This is a genomic window from Nocardia noduli, from assembly GCF_019038455.1.
Taxonomy (GTDB): Bacteria; Actinomycetota; Actinomycetes; order Mycobacteriales; family Mycobacteriaceae; genus Nocardia; species Nocardia noduli.
The window spans coordinates 1-851 of sequence record NZ_JAFMPL010000250.1; the positions used below are offsets into that span (position 1 = coordinate 1).

1 protein-coding gene and 1 pseudogene are annotated in these 851 nt (G+C 62.6%); both read left to right on the forward strand.

Annotated features, from left to right (window positions below; translation table 11 throughout):
- A pseudogene (locus JZ792_RS41215) lies at nt 1-219 on the forward strand (hypothetical protein); the annotation flags it as partial.
- A 264-nt stretch (nt 220-483) separates the two neighbouring features.
- A complete protein-coding gene (locus JZ792_RS41220) occupies nt 484-687 on the forward strand; it encodes a hypothetical protein (RefSeq protein ID WP_216918418.1) in 204 nt (67 codons plus the stop codon).
- The last annotated feature ends 164 nt before the right edge of the window (nt 688-851 follow it).

Consider the following 851-nt stretch of genomic DNA (forward strand, 5'->3'; position numbering starts at 1 on the left):
GTCCGCGTCCGCGCCAGCGGACGACGGGTGATCCTCCCGATGTCGGATCGCGGATTCGGATGGCGCTGGGCCCGCGAACCACTACCCGGCTCGCTCCGACTACCGGCCGGATCCGCCGTCTCCGCCGCGATCGAACAACTCACTGACGTCATCGCGCCGCCGAGCAACCGATACGGTCACAACTCCGTTGCGGTCGAAGACGCCACCGCGAGGACGTGAATAATCCGTCACGTCTCGATAACTCGAATTCCGTTACCCGGGCATCGAACGATGACCAGGTGACGAATAGCCGGTCAGCGCATTTTTCCGGAGTTACGACACCCCCGATTATCACTTCTGTGACCCTTCTGTGTCTTGAACATCATAGGAATTCGGACTTACGGTTCCTGTGAGCAAATTTTCAGCGACCGAAACGAGATACGAGACACGCACGAGTGACTCGGGACTCGGCAATCGAACTCGCCCTACCAGCGGGAGCAGGTCATGAAGCTACTTCTAGCCACCGCGATCATCATTCTGGCCGGCGTCGGCGCACTCGACATTCTCGGGGATCAATCGGTTCCCACCGACAGTGTGCGAATAGCAGGAGTCTCGACCTCGGCAGCGGGCCCGCATATCGGCGATGTTCGGATCGACGTACCGCGCACGGTGAGCTGTCCGATCGACCAGGCCGACATAGGCCGATAATTGGCGGCCCGGGGGCCGCGTGTTCGCTGTGACTTCGGCGGCCCGGGGGCCGCGTGTTCGCGGCCCCCTTTGTCTCGCGTCCGAGCGGTCGAGACTCGCGCCTGCGGCGCATTGCTTCGACCGCTCGGACGCGAGACGGGCCGCGAACGGTCGCTCGTAAGACT

Coding starts and splice junctions, on each gene's coding strand:
- JZ792_RS41220 (WP_216918418.1), top strand. CDS start 484: ATGAAGCTACTTCTAGCCACCGCGATCATCATTCTGGCCGGCGTCGGC.